The 15,843-nt window shown below is 64.3% G+C and carries 10 protein-coding genes, 1 tRNA gene, 2 rRNA genes and 1 pseudogene (1 of these 14 running past the window's edge); 4 read left to right on the top strand and 10 right to left on the bottom strand.

What is annotated here, in order from left to right; all coding sequences use genetic code 11:
- The first annotated feature begins 137 nt into the window (after positions 1 to 137).
- Positions 138 to 1,826 carry a S41 family peptidase gene (locus PGN16_RS06360; protein ID WP_335308566.1) on the top strand — a complete coding sequence of 563 codons (1,689 nt, stop codon included), beginning with the start codon at positions 138 to 140 and terminating at the stop codon, positions 1,824 to 1,826.
- A gap of 153 nt (positions 1,827 to 1,979) precedes the next feature.
- On the opposite strand, the gene PGN16_RS06355 is transcribed toward PGN16_RS06360, so the two are convergent.
- The 4 genes from PGN16_RS06355 to PGN16_RS06340 all read right to left on the bottom strand — a co-directional run bounded on the left by PGN16_RS06355 (position 1,980) and on the right by PGN16_RS06340 (position 9,074).
- Positions 1,980 to 4,388, bottom strand: coding sequence for a TonB-dependent receptor (locus PGN16_RS06355; RefSeq protein ID WP_335308565.1), 2,409 nt, complete (start codon positions 4,386 to 4,388; stop codon positions 1,980 to 1,982).
- Entirely contained in the window at positions 4,385 to 5,323 is a 939-nt protein-coding gene (locus PGN16_RS06350; protein WP_335308564.1) for a FecR family protein, read from the bottom strand. Before PGN16_RS06350 ends, PGN16_RS06355 begins: the two co-directional genes overlap by 4 nt.
- On the bottom strand, positions 5,320 to 5,808 hold the full coding sequence (locus PGN16_RS06345; RefSeq protein WP_335308758.1) for an RNA polymerase sigma factor: 489 nt from the start codon (positions 5,806 to 5,808) through the stop codon (positions 5,320 to 5,322). Before PGN16_RS06345 ends, PGN16_RS06350 begins: the two co-directional genes overlap by 4 nt.
- 137 nt (positions 5,809 to 5,945) lie before the next feature.
- Entirely contained in the window at positions 5,946 to 9,074 is a 3,129-nt protein-coding gene (locus tag PGN16_RS06340; protein WP_335308563.1) for an autotransporter outer membrane beta-barrel domain-containing protein, read from the bottom strand.
- Between the two features lie 190 nt (positions 9,075 to 9,264).
- Between PGN16_RS06340 and PGN16_RS06335 the strand changes: the two genes are divergently transcribed.
- Positions 9,265 to 9,501, top strand: coding sequence for a hypothetical protein (locus tag PGN16_RS06335; protein WP_335308562.1), 237 nt, complete (start codon positions 9,265 to 9,267; stop codon positions 9,499 to 9,501).
- A 515-nt stretch (positions 9,502 to 10,016) separates the two neighbouring features.
- Here the strand turns inward: PGN16_RS06335 and PGN16_RS06330 are convergent.
- A complete protein-coding gene (locus tag PGN16_RS06330; RefSeq protein WP_335308561.1) occupies positions 10,017 to 10,193 on the bottom strand; it encodes a hypothetical protein in 177 nt (58 codons plus the stop codon).
- 9 nt (positions 10,194 to 10,202) lie between these two features.
- Positions 10,203 to 12,050, bottom strand: coding sequence for a methyl-accepting chemotaxis protein (locus PGN16_RS06325; RefSeq protein WP_335308560.1), 1,848 nt, complete (start codon positions 12,048 to 12,050; stop codon positions 10,203 to 10,205).
- Positions 12,051 to 12,544: 494 nt separating this feature from the next.
- Between PGN16_RS06325 and PGN16_RS06320 the strand changes: the two genes are divergently transcribed.
- Together PGN16_RS06320 and PGN16_RS20195 are read left to right on the top strand one after the other, a co-directional pair.
- The gene (locus PGN16_RS06320; RefSeq protein ID WP_335308559.1) at positions 12,545 to 12,700 is read left to right on the top strand and encodes a hypothetical protein; all 156 of its coding nucleotides are present in this window, start codon (positions 12,545 to 12,547) and stop codon (positions 12,698 to 12,700) included.
- 23 nt (positions 12,701 to 12,723) lie between these two features.
- Positions 12,724 to 13,794, top strand: a pseudogene (locus tag PGN16_RS20195) (recombinase family protein); the annotation flags it as partial.
- Positions 13,795 to 13,830: 36 nt separating this feature from the next.
- Here PGN16_RS20195 and PGN16_RS06310 read toward each other — a convergent pair.
- From PGN16_RS06310 to PGN16_RS06295, 4 genes are all read right to left on the bottom strand, one after another.
- The gene (locus tag PGN16_RS06310; protein WP_335308557.1) at positions 13,831 to 14,139 is read right to left on the bottom strand and encodes a hypothetical protein; all 309 of its coding nucleotides are present in this window, start codon (positions 14,137 to 14,139) and stop codon (positions 13,831 to 13,833) included.
- A gap of 247 nt (positions 14,140 to 14,386) precedes the next feature.
- Positions 14,387 to 14,463, bottom strand: a tRNA-Met gene (locus PGN16_RS06305).
- 51 nt (positions 14,464 to 14,514) lie between these two features.
- Positions 14,515 to 14,629: ribosomal RNA gene (gene rrf, locus PGN16_RS06300) — 5S ribosomal RNA — on the bottom strand.
- Between the two features lie 128 nt (positions 14,630 to 14,757).
- Positions 14,758 to 15,843 (bottom strand): 23S ribosomal RNA (locus PGN16_RS06295) (it continues 1,737 nt past the right edge of the window).

Here is a 15,843-nt window from a genome sequence, read left to right as displayed (position 1 = left end):
CATGGCCGAAGCCGGTCGAGCCGCACCCTTGTGGATCATAGTCGGCAACGATCCTGATGTGCGAATGGTAGGCGTGTCGGCCTTTTACGCGCCGACGACGGCCGGGGGAAGCATTGGAGAATACTATACTGCTGCTGGTGATCGGCATCGCCGTAGCTGGCGTCTTCGGACAGTGGCTCGGCTGGAGGCTTCGACTGCCCGCCATCATTCCGCTTCTGGCGATCGGTGCGCTGCTGGGTCCGATCGGTGGCCTGATCCATCCATCGGCAGCACTCGGAGAAGTGATGCGACCAGCGATCGGAATGGCGGTCGCAATCATTGTCTTCGAGGGTGGCCTGAACCTCAACCTGCGTGAACTCCGCTCGGCCGGATCGGGCATCGTGCGCCTGGTGTCCGTTGCGCTGCCTCTCAACTGGCTCCTTGGCACGTTGGCGGGACATTGGGTCGCAGGCCTGTCCTGGCCCGTCGCAATCCTGGTTGGCGCCATCCTGGTGACCCATATATTTCAACGAATCGTGTTGGGGAAGGTGCCCCGATGGAAACGCTTTAAAGGTAGAGCGGTATTGGCGCTGCGTATCGGATCATCCCTCATCTCGACTGCCCTGGCACTGCTCGCCACTCCGACGAACGCGACCGCTGCTCCGATCTACGATGCTGTTTCACTGCAAGCAGACCTTCGCTTCGCGCTCGACACCATCGAACATCAGCATCCCAACGTTCGCCATTCGGTCACGACGGCGAAGCTGGAGCACGAAGGCGAGAAGGTGAGGCGGCAGCTCGACCATCCCATGAACCAGGCTGAAGCCTGGACCACACTGGCGCAGCTTAACCCCGTGCTGGCAGACGGCCATTTGTTCATCGGTCTGCCCGACTGGCGAGGGCAGAGTGCGGAGTTGATCCGGCAAGGCACAGGCTTCTTCCCGTTCGAGGTCAGGCTCGATGCAGAGGGCTTTCCGGTCATCACTGCTACACTGGGCGGAGCGGCCACACCCTTGGCGGGTCGCCGCATTGTGCGCATCGACGGGCGCGATGCGCGTGCGATAGCCCGCGCTCTACTAAGAAGGGTACACGGAGACACGCCGGCCTTCCGCAAGGCACTGCTAGCGCAGCGCTGGTGGTTGTTCTTCGCCAAGCTGTACGGAACGCCGGGCGCGTATGATCTGGTCCTGAGCGGGCCTGGTAAGCAGCACGTCGTGGCCGGGCACGCACTTCCGGCGATCCTCCAGCGAGATGCCGATTTCGACCAACTGTTCGCGTGCCGCATTGATGCGGATGGAACGGCGCAGCTGACGGTTGCGTCGTTCGTCTGGGAGGACAAGGCGCGCTACCTTAGGTTCACGCACGATTGTTTTAGCCGGGTGAAGGCTGTTGGCGCGAGCCGCCTTGTCATAGATGTCAGCGCCAACGGTGGTGGCGACGACGACATGTGGAAGGACGGTATCCTCCGATACATCGCGACACGGCCGTACAAGCAGGGCTCGACCTATTTAAAGCGTGAACGGACCGGATCGGTGACTGCTGGTTCGATTGAGACACCCACCCAGCCGGTTGCCGACGACCAGCTCCACTTCAAGGGCAAGGTCACGGTTTTGATCGGGCCGCTGACCTACTCGTCCGCCGTGCTCTTCAGCAACGTGGTCCGTGATTACGGCTTCGGCTCGCTGGCAGGAACTGGCGGTGCGGCTCGAACCCGACAGTCTGGCGGGGTACAAAGCGTGAAGTTGCCGAACACAGGCTTGGTTCTCTCGTACCCGCGCTTCGTGCTCGATCCGCCGTCCGGGTCGCGCGGGCCGACTTACCTGCAACCTGATCATCCACCGCAGTAGATGCAGCTTAATTCACAAGAACACGAAGCTGAACGGACGTCCGAAGTCTGGAACCGTGAAGGGCGGGCTGAACGTCGCATTGTGGGTCTGTCGTCTGCTTCTCTTTCAAGAAGTCATTTTCTGTTGTTAGCCGCCGCCCTGCTCAACAAAGCATTAAAAGGTCGTGTCGATGCTTATACGGATGGTTCGCGGTCGAAGCGGGGTGACCTGATCGCGCCCGGTGACGAAGGGCGTGCCGAGCGCAAAGCGATTGCCGCGAAGATCCAGCAGGTTGGTTACTCCGGCCGTCAATCCAACCGCACCAAAGCCGATACGTGCGGTGGCACCACTGTCGAAATAATCGCCCTGTGCCTGGCCAAGGAGCGGCCCGATGCCAAGCCGCGAACGGCCCACGTAGCGGAGCCAGCCATCGACCTTTACCGGGCGCTTGCTGCCAAGGCGCCCCACGTAGCTGGCACCGATCCGGCTGGTGACACGCGCGATATTCGGGATCTGCCGCAAGCGCGCCAGTATCTGGGCGCGGGCGGCGGCATAATCGGCCGATGCGTCGGCGGACAGCGCAAGCACCAGTGTTTGGGAGGGTTCGTCGATGATGCTGTCGTTGAACGTCCCGCTCGCCTCAAGGCGCAGTGCCGTGTTCAGTGACACGCCGGCAGTCGCCTCGACGGTCCACAAACGCCCATTGCCGATATTGGCAGTGGTCGGCAGCCCGGATGGGTCGATGAAATCGGCCTGGATGTCGCGCCAGGCCGTGTGGGCGACGGTGATCGCCACGTCGCCGTGGTCGCGCCCCGGCCGGCCCGCCCGTACTCCGGCCTCGATGGTGGCGACACGATCGTTGCGGAATTGACGAACAAGGTCGCCATCGATCGCGATACCGCCCGGGCGGAAACCTTGCTGGTAACGGAGGAAGAGGTTCGTGCCGGGCGTCAGGTCGATCAGCGCCGAAGCCGCGGGCAGCACGATCGTTTGACTGCGACTGGCGGACATCCCGCGTACGGTCGCGGGTGACACCGTCGCTGCGATGTCCTCGCCCCCTCCCTCAAGTCTGGTTCGGGTGACGCGCAGCCCGGCGGACGTGAGCAGCCCCGGCAGTAACCGGATGCTGCCTTCTCCGTACAAGGTTGTCTCAGCTATGCGATTGCTGACGCCCGTGGTGGGGCGCAGGGCGTCCGGCGCACCGAACAGGCGCCGCAATCTCGTGTCGTTGCGCACGTAGCTGAACCCCGTCAGCCAACCCGAGCCGTCAGGGGCTGACTGCCACAGTCGGGTCTCGTTGGCGGCCATCCGCGTGCGATTGTCTTGACTAAACAATTGCGGGCTGCCGCCTTCCGGCGTGGCGTCGTAGCGTTCGGAAAGATCGTGTACGGTGACGCCGGTGGTGGAGCGGAGCCGCACGGTGCCAAGCTGGCCCGACAGCACAAACTGCCCCTGCACGAAGTCGGCGCCGAAGCCTTCCGTGACGGCTGCATTCCGGGTCAGGGATGGAGCGTCACGATCGGCATACTGGCTGTCTTCGCCGCGGATGCGCTGGCCAACCCCGATCAGTTCGGCCGTCCAACCATCACCCAGACGCAGCAATGCGGCGGCGCGACCGCCGTGGATGCGGGTGCGGTTCACATCGGTGCGGGACAGCAGCGGCTTGTCGATATAGCCGCCCTCGCTCGCGGCGGTGCCGACCAATCGTATGCCCAACCGGTCACCAACCAGCGGCAGGTTTAGCATCGCCTCGGCGTCGGCGCTGGCGGCGCCGTGCCCGGTCAGCGCACCACCGAGCGTTGCCGCACCATAACTGCCGGACAGATCGGGCGCGTTGGGCACCAGCCGGATCACACCGCCGAGGGAACCGGCACCGTATAGCGTGCCCTGCGGCCCCTCCAGCACCTCGACGGCGGCAAGATCGGCGAGACGCAGGTCGGGATCTGGCGCATTGTAGCTCAGCCGCAGGTCACCGAGGTACTGCCCGACCGTCGCCTGTGTCGGTCCGGTGAAGCTTGAGTCGGCGATGCCGCGGATGAACAGCTTGTTGCGCCCGGCGCCCAGATACGTCGATGCGACGCTTGCCAGCCGTGAGGTCAGCCGCTCGGTCCCGCCTGAACCGCCGAGTTCGAGATCAGCGCCCCCGATCCGCTGTGTGTCGCCAGCGAAGCGGCTGCGAAGCGTGTCGCGCTTACTGGCCGTGACGATCACATCGTCGGTGGCGACCGTTGGGGCGGGCGGGGGCAGATCGGCGGGCCGCACACGTGACGCGGTGCTGTGGCCATGTGACACGAGACGCCAGCTTCCGAGCCCGAGCGGTTCGACGCGGCCGCCGCCAGCGCGTGCGATGCTTGCAAGGGCAGCGGCGGCGTCATAGCGGCCGTGCAGCGCCGGCACCCTGCGCCGCCACAACGACCGATCGGGCACCACGACGCTGATCCGCGCCAACCGCCCGAGCGCCATCACCTGCTGTGCCAGCGGGCCCGCCGGCAGGTCGATGGCGAACGTCTGGGAGGCGGCAGGCGCGGCGGCGAGCAACGCCGCCACGCCCGTGACGCGACATGCCGCGCCAAACAGTGTCATTCGAGCGGCTCCAGGGTCCACCCGGCCGCATCGCTGCGAACGCGCACGTCCAGCAGCATGCCCAGCGTCACTGGGTCGTCGCGCAATCGTGCCAGCGCCAGCGTCCCCCGGAACGGCCGGGCCGCGATCGCCGGCACGACCTTGACCGGACGCCGCAGCTCTCGCGACAGGTCGGCCGCAACCTCGGTGAGGCTCGCGGCGTCATAGGCCAGCCGCCCGTCGCGCCACGCGCCGACATCGGCGACCTCGGTCGCGCTGCGGGTCAGGCGGTCGCCCGTGGCGCTGACCGCCTGACCCGGATCGAGGCGGAGCGCCGCACCGTCCGGGTCGACGAGTACCGCCCCCTCCGCCACCGCGACACGCGTCAGCGCGCTAGCGCGCTTCACGTCGAAGACGGTCCCAAGATCGGTCAGCGCGAGATCGCCGGCCATGACACGGAACGGATGCGCCGTGTCGTGGCGGATGCGAAACAGCGCCTCGCCACGTTCCACACCCGCACGCCGCGGGTCGGCGCGATCGAGCGTGACGCGCGTGCCGCCGGCCAGGACGATGCTGCTGCCGTCGCCCAGCGCTACCAGCCGCCGCTCGCCCGCGGCGGTCTCCACCGCATAGGGTTGCGCCCGATCCTGCCATGCATGAAGTCCGATCACACCGGCCAGCGCCGCAGCGACCGCCGCGCCGGCCCAGCGCAGCGGACGTCGCGAGCGCGCCGGCGCGGGGCGCACGGCCGCGGCGATTGGGGCGGGCGGCAGCCGTGCGACGTGCGCCTCGACCGCGGCCAGCGCCGCGACCTCGGCATCGTAGCGGGCCGCATGCGCCGGATCCGCCTCCAGCCAGCGCGTGAAACCATCCCAATCGGTGAAGTCGCGGTCGGCGACACGTACCGCCCAGTCCATGGCGTCTTCCACCGCCCCGTCATGCTGCGATCCGGTCATGCTTCATCCTTCAATGCGGCAAGCGCGCGGCAGGCGACGCGCAGGTCGGCCTCCACCGTGCTGATGCTGATGCCGAGCTCGGCGGCAACCTGCCGCTGCGGCACTTCGTCGATCCGTACGCGGCGGAATATCGCCTCCCGCCGCGGCCCGAGTGACGCGAGCGTTCGCGCCACCCGCGCCATCTCCTGCCGCGCATCGACCACGCGCTCGCCAGCTATGGTCTCGTCGTTGCCCGATTCCATCCACGCGATGTCGCGCGCCTGCGCGGCGGTGCGGGCGCGGTGGCGATCGATCATCAGCATGTCGGCGGCGCGGAAGAGATAGGACAGCGGATTGTCGATCGGTCCGGTCGGTCGCCCCGATACCTTGATCCACAAATCGTGCACCAGATCTTCTGCGGCGTCCCCGGCGCCACGCGCCGCGAGGAAGCGGACCAATCGGTCACGATGCGCAAGATAGACGGCTTCGAGCCCGGTCGGGGACATAGGCTTCACTGATGATGGTCGCGGGAACAGGGCATCCCTAGCCGCCGCGACGCCAAGAGAGAAGGAGCTCCACCCATTGGGGGACGGGTGGAGCTCCCCTGGTCCGCACATGACGGGGGGCATCATGTGCGTTTCGCCTAGAAGGCGAACTGGAGGGCGGCGCGTGCGGATAGCGCCACGTCGCTGAAACGGCGCTCGGCGGCGACCTCGCCACTCAGCCGAACCTCGGTGGTACCGGTTATCGCACGCGCCTTGGCGACCCAGCCGCCGTCACGTGCCTCGGGGTCGAGCGTGAACGGCGTGCCGCCCGCGAAGCTGGCGGTGGTGGCGCCGACCGCACCGGCGACCCGCTCGCGCCAGCCGCTCTCGACTTCCAGGCGGGTCCACTGATCATAACGGTTGGAGCCGCCGATATTAAGCCCGGCCGCGAGGCTGGCGGTGAGCGCCAGTTCGTCGCTCGTCCGCTCACGCACCGTCAGGTCCATCGCGCGACCACCGCCTTGCTCGCGGTAGGCATCCTCATTGAGTCGGTAATAATCCAGCGCCAGCGTCGGGCGCAGACTGAGACGGGCGATCATCCGCTCGTAGGACAGGGTGGCGGCACCGGAATAGAGCTGGCCGTTCCAGTCAGCGGTGGCGCTGCGGCTGATCGCCTCATTGCCCACCTTCCCGTCGAAGCGGCGGACGCCGTCGAACGAGATCCATGCGGCCGATGCGCGTGCGCTGGCGGCGACACCGCCCCAATGCCCCCGCCAATGGCCGGCCATCTCATATTGCCGGTGATCGATACGGTTCAGGGCCACACCTTCGCTGTTACGACCCGAGAGATAGGCCAGCGACACGCCGATGTTGCCGATGTCGGTCTTGCGCTCCAACCCGCTGCTGACGCCCCAGCCGTTGACGTCGTAGGCCAGCGTGCTGCGCGTCGCTTTGGACGAATCCCACCCGAGCGGCGTAAGCCAGAAGCCCCAGCGGCCCTCTTCGGTGAACGCGCCGGCCGGTTCTGCCAGTTGGCGCGCGGCGACGCGCGAGCCGAGCGTCACGCCCTCGAACACACCGCCGGCATAGTTGGGCAGCATCTGGTCAACCGCACCGCGGAAGGCGTTGCCGTCATAGATGCCGCGGATCGCCGCGGCAACCTTCACGTCGCTGCCGAGCGCCACGTCGATCGCGTCGAAGGCGCGCGCCTGCGCCCGGTTGAAACCGAGTTCGCCGGTCGCCTTGCGCGCGACGTCGACGGCGATCTGGTTGGGAAGCGTCGTTAGCAGCGTGCCTTTGTAGAGGAACGGCACGTTCTCGGTCGTCAGCGACAGGTTGCCGATACCGCTCAACGACCCCGATTGCAGCACCACGTAGCGGCCCACGACATCCGCGCCGCCGGTGACGCGAAGCGCCAGCTTGCTGTCGGCACCGATCGCGGTCGAACCGGTCACCTGGATCAGGTTGGCCGCTGGGTTGGCGCGGTCCAAACCGACACTCAACGTCGATTGTGCGCCGAGATCGAGCGAAGCGATTGTCGTCGCACCCGCCGGCGCGAAGGTGCCGCCGCCCGCTGCAACCGTGACCGCGGCGTTCGTAGCCCCCAGCAGCCGTCCGGCGAACACGCCCTTGCCGGTGATCGCCAGCCGGTCCGCCCCGCCGCCGAGATCGGCGGTCCCGACGAAGCGCGCCGTGTCGCCGATCGCCAGCGTGTCGGCACCATTTCCGGCGGTGAGGGTGCCGTTGTACGCGCTGGTGCCCGTCATCGTCATGCGGTTGCTGCCGACGCCGAAGGCGATGTCCCCCGCGATCGTTCCGGCGGCCACCTCCAGCACGTCGTTGCCGGCGCCGAAGCGGATCGCGCCGGTCATCGTTGGTGCCGCTGCCCCGCTCGCGCCGGCGACCTGGCGCACGATCGCGCCGCCGGTGTTGGCCGACAGGTCGATGGCGACGTTGCTGGTGCCACCGCTGGCCAGGATCGCGCCGCTGTTCTCGACCAGCGCCAGCGTGCCCGACCGATCTAGGATCGCTAAGGCGGTATCGCCGGCACCGGCGCGGATCGTTCCGCTGTTGCGGATCGCCGGGAGCGTCGCGCCGCGGTCCACCAGGATCGCGTTCGCCGGCGTGCCCGCCCCGGTCGCGACGGCGGAGATCGTGCCGGTGTTGCGCAGTTCGGGCGTGCTCACCCCTGACCCCAGGCGGATCGCGGTCGCACCGGCGCCGCCTGCCGCAGCCTGCACCGTCCCCCCGACCGCAATGCCGCCCTGGATCGTGACCGTGCCGCCGCGACCGCCGATCGCCAAGGCGTTGCCGGCCACGCCGCCGTAAAGGCCGTTGCCGGTCACCTTGCCGTCGATCGCCAGGCCGGCCGCGGGGGTCCGGCCGGCGACCGCACCGATCGTCACGGCACGATCGACGGCCCCGATCTGGAAGGCGGGCGCGGCGCCGAGGCTCACCACGTCGGCGACCTTGCCGGTGGCGTTGCCGAGCACGATCCCACCGCCGACGTTGCCCGCCACCATCAGGGCCGATCCACCTTGCAGCAGGTCGTCGGCATCGAGCCTCGCGGTGTTGGGAGGCGGGGTGGTGTAGCGATAGCCGCTCGCGCCGATCGCGCCCTGAACGGTCAGCGCCCCACCGACGTCGCCGTCCAGGCGCGCGCCGACCGCGTCCTTGCCGATCGCGGCGATCGTGCCACCCAGCGTTACGTTGCCGGTGACCGCGTCCAGCCGGATGCCCGTTGCGCGATCGCCCGTGACCGTGGTCTTGCCGTCGTGAGTGACGTTGCCGGAGGTCGCGCCGCCCAGGAAGATGCCGGCGGAATCGTTGCCCTTCACCGTGATCTCGCCGCTGTTGGCGATGTTGCCGTTGAAGCGGCCGGCGGTGCGGATGCCGAAGCGGCGCGCGCCTTGCGCGAATGGCCCGTCGAGGTCACCGTCCTTGTCGGTATCGGCCGGCACATATGTTTCGTCGACGATCAACTTGCCGCTGTTGGCGATGTCGCTGCGGACATTGTCCTGCGCGAGGATGGCGGTGGCGTCGTTGGCGCCGGTGACCTGCAGCGTGCCAGCGTTGGCGACCGTGTTGTCGCTGTCGATCGTCACCGCGACCCCGCCCGTCGGGACGACCGATCCGCTGGCACCGATCCTGATGCTGTCGCGCGCGCCCGCCTTGATGGTGGAGGTGCGTACGGGGGCGGCCTGCCGCGTGTCAATCGTCGTTTGTGCCACCGCGGTACTCGCAACGAGCATTGCACCGAGGCTGGTGGAGGCAAGCAGTCGACGCACGTGAATCCCTTTTCGCTATGTCGTTTGCTGCCAGGACGGAGCCGTCTGGTCGGACCCTTGCCCGTCATCGCGAATTTTCGCGTCAAAAAGACAAAGCGGGCCAAGGCCGTCATCCTTTGGCTCCGTCTATCGTCCGGCGGTTTCCCGGCCTCGGGTGATCACGCCGTCTTCGTCGACAAAGGAGTATTCTATGATTGCCAGGTTTCTGACCGTCTTGACCGCCGCGGCACTTGTCGCATCGCCATCGCTGGCTGCGGTCTCCCATCCTGCCGCGGCCCTGTCGGTGGCCAAGTCGGTACGGGCGAGCACCTCATCGCAGAAGAAGAACGAGCTTGCGGGCGGCGGGCTTGCGATCGCGGTGGCTGCTGCTGCCGTCATTGCTGGAATCGTCATCATCGCCGATGATGACGATTCCGACAGCAACTAAACCGCAGGGGTGGTCAGTCGCAGCATGCTTGCGGCTGACTACTTAAATCGGCGGGGAAAATGAACGAGCAAAGGCAATCGGCCGCGCGATATGCAGAGTTTTAAAATTCAAATCGCTTGGAGCGAAAAGGGACGTCGTCTGGCACCATGTACACTGCTGGCATGAATGAACGACTGAAGTTGGGGATTGGGAAACAGGGCTGGAATAGCCGGAATTGGGTCCAATTGCGCGAAAAGTGCTGCTCGATGGCCCTGTCTGGCGTGGCGTCAGCCGCTATGGCGGAGAAGTGCTAGCTTCCATTGAATACCTGCGCCACGAAGGGCGAAGTCGACAACGTAAGCGAAGGAGCCACCATGCCAAGATCCAGATTAGCCATGCCGTGCCTTCTGGATGGGCTTACTGGTCGATAGCTGCCGGCGTTCCCGCGTTCGGCGTGGTAGAAGATGCGAGCGGCGACTGCCTCGTGTCAATCAAGTTCCGGGTGCCTTCGATCGCTAGCCACGTGAGCCGTTAGTTCATCCTTTTTGGCTTTCGTACTGCTCAACTATGATGGCTATAAACTCGCCGAACTTTGCTTCGAGTTCAGCAAGATCCAGAAGCAAGCATTGAGCTCGAACGGAGAGGTCTATCGATTCCTTGAGATGGCGGTCGGCAGCAGATTCGTCGGTGATGCGACGGTCGAAGTTGCTCATCATGTTGCCTTAAAACGCTGACCATTCATCTTGAGCGGCAGCAGTGCTCGCCCTCTTGCTTCGAGAGTTCGCTGCGATCCTGATCCCGGCCCGTGCCGCGCGCTCCTGCAACTGATGCACGGGAGAGGCCGAAGCGCTCGAACTTGGACGCTCCGAAAGCCGGAAGCGGCTTACCTGCCGCGACATATTTTCGGTTTCCTCAGCGAGACTGCGTGCTGCAGCGGTGGCTTCCTCGACCATCGCAGCGTTCTGCTGGGTCACGCCATCCATCTCACCGACAGCCGTGTTGACCTGCTGAAGACCGGTCGACTGCTGTTCAGCTGCTGCGGCGATGTCTGAGACCAGGCCGCTAATTTCACCAATCCGGCCCGTGATTCTGGTTAGCGCATCGCCAGCTTGTCCGACGAGTTCAACGCCTGCATCAACCTGCTCTGTAGATGCGCTAATTTTGCTTTTTACGTCCTTGGCGGCGTCGGCAGATCGCTGTGCAAGCGCTCGCACCTCCGAGGCAACGACCGCAAAGCCCTTGCCGGCGTCGCCCGCGCGCGCCGCCTCAACGCCGGCATTGAGCGCCAGCAGGTTGGTCTGGAACGCGATACCGTCGATGACCGCGATGATCTCGCTGATCTCGCTAGACGACCGCTCAATGCCGTTCATGGCTTCCACTGCACGTCGGACTACGTCGGCAGATTGCTCTGCATCAGTCCGGGCCACACGGACCACGTCGTTCGCGCGGTTCGCGTTAGCGGCGGTCTCTCGAACTGTCTCCGTGATCTCGTGCATCGCCGCGGCGGTCTCCTCCAGCGAGGCGGCTTGTTGCTCGGTGCGCTGCGACAGGTCGTCTGACGCTTGCCGTATGTCGCTTGCCCCATTGGATATACCTGCCGCGCTCGCGTTCACCGCAGTGAGCGTTCCTGCGACCGCGGTCATTGCGTTGTTAAAATCGTCCTTAAGCTTGGCGAACGGACCGGTGAGATCGGTTTCAATCCGAACGGTAAGATCGCCATGGGCGAGAGCATCAAGCCCGCTACCAACGCTACCGACAATGAGGTTGACCTGCTCTTGCTTTGAGCGTTCTGCTGCTGACAATTGATCGCGGAAAGTCACCATCGCGTCAGCGAGATCACCCACTTCGTCACGCCGTTTATCGACAGGAACGGCCGCTTCTAAGTTACCTGAAGCTAGGTGACCAAGCGCGGTCGTCATAGCTGCGAGTGGCCGAGCGATGCCCCGAATAAGGGATATGAGCAAAGCTATGGCCAGCGCGATAACCACTGCGGCTAGAACGAGCGAGATATTGCGTGAAATCGTGTAAGTGACATTGGCATCTGCCATGTCACCGTCCATCAGGCTAACTTGTATCGATTTAAGTTTGCTGGCGTCGGCACTCGCTTGGCTGAATTCCTGCTTGCTGGCCCGAAAGCTCGCAAGCGCTTCCTCGTTGTGGTTAACGTGGGAAAGTTGCAGAGTTCTTTGAGACTGAAGAAGGTACGCCCTCCAATCACCTTGAAATTTAGCGAAGGTTGCCCGTGCACTAGGGTTCTTGAGTACACGATCGAGAAAGGCTTCGTTCTTGACGATGCTGGCAGCTTGCGCGGAGGCGTCAAGCTCCGACTCGGAAATCTCAGCAGCCTCTTGCGACAAAATGCTGGTTGCCTCGGCATTGCGATAGTCGGATGTCGCCGTGTCGAGCGCTGCAACTGCTACCAGCTTGTCTCTCCGGTCATGGCCTAGCAATTCCGCCTTCTCATTCAGCGCCCGCTGGCTGAAGATCGAGGTGGCGGTCATGATCAGTAGCGATCCCAGTAGGATGCCAAAGACGACCATCAGTTTGGAGCTGATCCTGAGGTTCTTCACGGCTGTCTGCCCTTGCTATTCCGGGGCAACATAAAGAAACATCGGTAAATAAATTGCGATAGCTCCCGGCCGGTTCCTTGGTGCGGCTGGATGCCTTTAACGGGCACCGCCAAACTGAATGCACCTGCCGGAAACCCGGGAAGGGTAGGACATAGCTGTCCGCCCATGACGAGCGAACCTGCGGGGTCGTCGACAGCGCTGCACCTTGCTACAGGCTACAAGATCGGGACGGCGCCTGAAATGAAGGCTCAAAGGCGTCGACTGCCTAGATTAACGAGCGTCCGAAGCTGGAAGGCCGGGATGACCCGCTGAGTGATCGCTTCTGGGTCGCTACGGCCTACAGAGGTAACTGGCTGCAGGGTGAATTTCTTGGCCAGGCGCTTTTCTTACGGCAACTCATCCGCAGCATATGAGCAGTCGGCGACCAATAGCGAGCTGAGAGAAGCTGCAACAATGTGGGCAGGTTGGAGACGCTGTGGCCTGGCGCTCTCCACGTGGCCTGTATGCCAGCCAAGCCGCCTTCCCCGCTGCACGAACACGCCATCGCGCTGGCGCGGCTGCTGGCGCGCGACGTCGCAAGGCAGCATCACGCCGAGCGCGTGGCGGCAGGCAAGAAGTCCGAGAAGTCGGACCAAACGTCGGAAGCGTGATCGAGATCGAAGGAGGAAAAACGATGCGCTGCGCGGTATATGCGCGCTTCTCGACGGACAAGCAGGACATGCTGTCGATCGAGACGCAGCTGATGATGTGCCGGCGCGAGATCGAGCGGCAGGGATGGAGCGAGGTGGCGTGCTTCACGGACGCCGCGGAGTCGGCTGCGACGCTGCACCGTCCCGGCATCCAGGCGCTGCTGGCGGCGGTCCGGGCGGGCGATATCGACATCGTCTACGCCGACGCGATGGACCGGCTGTCGCGCAGTCAGGCTGACATCGCCTCGCTGTTCGAACGGCTACGCTTCCGCGGCATCATCCTGGCGACGCGCAAGGAAGGCGTGGTCACTCCGCTGCACATCGGCATGATGGGCACGATCAACGCCGAGCAGCTGAGCGCGACGAGCGAGAAGACCCGCGACGCGCTGGTCCGACGCCATGCAATGGGCCGCAATCCGGGTGGCTCGGCCTACGGTTATGAAACTCGGGTCGCCTATGACGGAAATGGCGAGCGGATCCGCGGCCTCCAGCAGATCGTCCCCGCAGAAGCGGCCGTCGTGGTGCGGATCTACAAGGATTACGCCGCCGGTCTGTCCCCTGTCGCCATCGCCCGCCGCCTCAATGCCGAAGGCGTACCCTCCCCGCGCGGCGGACGCCCCAGCAAAGGCCGAATCAAACTTGCTGCATGGACGCCCAACACGCTGACCGGGAACGCCGCACGCGGCACCGGCATCCTCAACAACCAATTGTACATCGCCCAGCGGCCGTACGGGAAGCAGACCTACCGCAAGAACCCCGACAGCGGGAAGCGCCACGCCTTCATCAACGGCGCTGACGCCGCCAAGAGCCTTGTCCCCGCCCCAGACCTTCGCATCGTACCAGACGCGTTGTGGCAGGCCGTGAAGGCGCGGCAGGCAGCCCTTGCGCGTGGCCCCCGTATGGAACCGGCCGCTGCCGCCCGCCCCTATTTTGCTCAGCAGCGGCCGAAGTACCTGCTGACCGGCAAGATGACGTGCGGCGTATGCGGCGCAAGCTACGCCAAATCCGGTCAGCATCGCTTCGGCTGCCAGGGCGCGGCCAAGAAGGGTCCGACCTGGTGCGACAATCGCCTGACTATCAGGCAGGATGCGCTAGACGCGAGGGTGCTGAAAGGCCTGACCACCGCCATGCTGCGCAACGACGTGGTCGCGGCATTCCTCGAGGAATATGCAGCAGAGACCCGCCGGCTTGAAGAGGCCTGCATCACCACGCGACCCGAGCACGAGGCAGAACTCACCGAAGTCGACCAGCAGATCATGCACGCCAAGGCCGCAATCCTCAAAGGCGTGGATCCGGCGTTGTTCGTCGAAGAGCTGCAAAGGCTCGGCACGCGACGTACCGTGCTGATCGAGGCGCTCGCTGCCGCCGAGCCTCCGGACGCAGCCAAGTCGCTGCTCCATCCGGATCTCGGCCGCATCTATCGTGCAAAGGTCACCAAGCTCACCGCCGCCTACGAGGACGAGGCACTGCGCGCGCAGGCATTCGAGCGCATCCGCGCGCTCATTGAAGCAGTGGTCCTGACACCCGAGGGCGGAGACCTGACAATCGAATTGCGGGGCGAGTTGGCGTCGATGCTGGAGCTGACCGCGAGCGGAGATATACGAAACGCCCCGGGAGCGGTGGCTTCCGAGGCGTTGCAAATCAAGATGGTTGCGGGGACAGGATTTGAACCTGTGACCTTCAGGTTATGAGCCTGACGAGCTACCGGGCTGCTCCACCCCGCGCCGAGGTGTTGAGGGTTTGTGGATGGGTTCTTTGTGTGTGCGAGCTGCAATGCCTGGCGGCGACCTACTCTTCCATCGCTTGAGCGATAGTACCATTGGCGCAGAGGGGTTTCACGTCCGAGTTCGGGATGGGATCGGGTGGTTCACCGACGCTATGGCCACCAGGCAATGGAGCCTGCACATGTGTCCTGCCCGGCTTTGTGGCCGGGAGGATCTGGTTCAAATCGATGCACTTTCATGTCTGGTTGAGGTGTCATCACCTGCGTTCCAACGCTGTTGTTGGGGGTGTGTGCTCTCAAGCGCGAATAGGACGATTAGTATCGGTTAGCTTCACGCGTTACCGCGCTTCCACATCCGATCTATCAAGGTCGTGGTCTTCGACCGTCCTGAGAAATCTTATCTCGAGGGAGGCTTCCCGCTTAGATGCTTTCAGCGGTTATCCCGTCCGTACATAGCTACCCTGCTGCGCCGTTGGCACGACGACAGGTACACCAGAGGTACGTTCAACCCGGTCCTCTCGTACTAGGGTCAACTCCTCTCAAATTTCGACGCCCACGGCAGATAGGGACCAAACTGTCTCGCGACGTTCTGAACCCAGCTCACGTACCACTTTAATTGGCGAACAGCCAAACCCTTGGGACCTGCTCCAGCCCCAGGATGTGATGAGCCGACATCGAGGTGCCAAACAACCCCGTCGATATGAGCTCTTGGGGGTTATCAGCCTGTTATCCCCGGCGTACCTTTTATCCGTTGAGCGATGGCCCTTCCACGAGGGACCACCGGATCACTATGACCGACTTTCGTCTCTGCTCGACTTGTCAGTCTCGCAGTCAGGCGGGCTTATGCCATTGCACTCTAACAGCCGGTTTCCAACCGGCCTGAGCCCACCTTCGCGCGCCTCCGTTACTCTTTAGGAGGCGACCGCCCCAGTCAAACTACCCGCCACAGAGGGTCCCTGTACCGGTTTCACGGTACGAGGTTAGACAGTAGACAACAACAGGGTGGTATTTCACCTATGGCTCCACACCGGCTGGCGCCAATGCTTCAAAGCCTCCCACCTATGCTACACAGTTCTTGTCCACTGCCACTCTGAAGCTGCAGTAAAGGTGCACGGGGTCTTTCCGTCTAACCGCGGGTACTCCGCATCTTCACGGAGAATTCAATTTCGCTGAGCATGTCCTGGAGACAGTGGGGAAGTCGTTACGCCATTCGTGCAGGTCGGAACTTACCCGACAAGGAATTTCGCTACCTTAGGACCGTTATAGTTACGGCCGCCGTTTACCTGGGCTTCATTTCAGAGCTTGCACCCCTCCACTTAACCTTCAGGCACCGGGCAGGCGTCAGGCCCTATACGTCGTCTTGAAGCCGACTTAGCAGAGC

The organism is Sphingomonas phyllosphaerae (assembly GCF_036946485.1).
GTDB classification, from domain to species: domain Bacteria; phylum Pseudomonadota; class Alphaproteobacteria; order Sphingomonadales; family Sphingomonadaceae; genus Sphingomonas; species Sphingomonas phyllosphaerae_E.
The sequence above is the reverse complement of the archived record's forward strand: the minus strand, read 5'-3'. Positions and strand labels throughout refer to the sequence as shown.

Excerpts from the sequence above, each read along its gene's own strand:
- PGN16_RS06355 (WP_335308565.1), bottom strand. The coding sequence starts at position 4,388 with ATGACACTGTTTGGCGCGGCATGTCGCGTCACGGGCGTGGCGGCGTTG.
- PGN16_RS06350 (WP_335308564.1), bottom strand. The coding sequence starts at position 5,323 with ATGACCGGATCGCAGCATGACGGGGCGGTGGAAGACGCCATGGACTGG.
- PGN16_RS06345 (WP_335308758.1), bottom strand. The coding sequence starts at position 5,808 with ATGTCCCCGACCGGGCTCGAAGCCGTCTATCTTGCGCATCGTGACCGA.
- PGN16_RS06335 (WP_335308562.1), top strand. The coding sequence starts at position 9,265 with ATGATTGCCAGGTTTCTGACCGTCTTGACCGCCGCGGCACTTGTCGCA.
- PGN16_RS06330 (WP_335308561.1), bottom strand. The coding sequence starts at position 10,193 with ATGAGCAACTTCGACCGTCGCATCACCGACGAATCTGCTGCCGACCGC.
- PGN16_RS06310 (WP_335308557.1), bottom strand. The coding sequence starts at position 14,139 with ATGGAGCAGCGACTTGGCTGCGTCCGGAGGCTCGGCGGCAGCGAGCGC.